Raw genomic sequence first — 1,328 nt, 5'->3', positions numbered from 1 at the left:
CAGGTTCTTTGAAAACTACACAGCAACGCATACGAAAGATATGCAGATGAGTTTTTCTGTTTAAGAAAAGGTCATCAATTTCATCGAGAGTGAAAACTCAAGCGAAATAAGTAAGCAAACTTATACTGAACTAAAGGTTAAGTAATTAAGGGCATGCGGTGAATGCCTAGGCGCCGGGAGCCGATGAAGGACGCGGTAAGCTGCGAAAAGCTACGTTGAGTCGCAAGCAGACCTTGACACGTAGATATCCGAATAGGACAACCCTGCCGGAGTCATGTCCGGCAACCTTAAAGCCAATCCATAACTTTAAGGAGGCAACCCGGGGAACTGAAACATCTAAGTACCCGGAGGAAGAGAAAGAAAACTCGATTCCCCCAGTAGCGGCGAGCGAAGCGGGAAGAGCCCAAACCGAAGCAATTCGGGGTATGGACACTCATAAAGATATTAAGACCTAGTTGAATGACTTGGGAAAGTCAGCCATAGAAAGTTAAAGCCTTGTAAGCGAAAGGTTGAGATATCCGGAGTGGATCCGGAGTACCACGAGACACGGGAAATCTCGTGGGAAGGCGGGGGGCCCACCCCCCAAGGCTAAATACTCCCCGGCGACCGATAGTGAACCAGTACCGTGAGGGAAAGGTGAAAAGCACCTCGGAAGAGGAGTGAAATAGAACCTGAAACCGCATGCTTACAATCAGTCACAGCTCCACACGCGAGTAGTGGCGTACTTTTTGTAGAACGGACCGGCGAGTTGCGTTAAGAAGCCAGGTTAAGGAAACGGAGCCATAGCGAAAGCGAGTCTTAATAGGGCGTACGTTTCTTGGCGCAGACCCGAAACCGGGTGATCTACCCATGAGCAGGTTGAAGCGTTAGTAAAATAACGTGGAGGACCGAACCAGGTGTCGTTGAAAAGACATTGGATGACTTGTGGGTAGGGGTGAAATTCCAATCGAACTCGGAGATAGCTGGTTCTCCTCGAAATAGCTTTAGGGCTAGCCTCAAGCCAAGACCTGCGGAGGTAAAGCACTGACTGGATGCGGGGGCTTCACCGCCTACCAAATCTTATCAAACTCAGAATGCCGTAGGGAAACTGCTTGGGAGTCAGACTATGGGGGATAAGCTTCATAGTCAAAAGGGAAAGAACCCAGACCGCCGTCTAAGGTCCCCAAGTTGGTGTTAAGTGGAAAAGGATGTGGAATCGCTCAGACAACCAGGATGTTGGCTTAGAAGCAGCCATCATTAAGAGAGTGCGTAATAGCTCACTGGTCCAGGGGTTCCGCGCCGAAAATGTAACGGGGCTCAAACACCACACCGAAGACGCGGAATGCATA

At 49.6% G+C, this 1,328-nt stretch carries 1 rRNA gene; it reads left to right on the top strand.

Going from position 1 to position 1,328, the window contains the following annotated elements:
* Positions 1-135 precede the first annotated feature (135 nt).
* A 23S ribosomal RNA gene (locus ACLGL1_RS09745) occupies positions 136-1,328 on the top strand; the annotation flags it as partial.

Origin of the sequence: Peptococcus simiae, from assembly GCF_046569735.1 — a bacterium.
GTDB classification, from domain to species: Bacteria; Bacillota; Peptococcia; order Peptococcales; family Peptococcaceae; genus Peptococcus; species Peptococcus simiae_A.
Note: the sequence above shows the minus strand (reverse complement) of the source record. Positions and strands in the feature narration are given on the sequence as shown.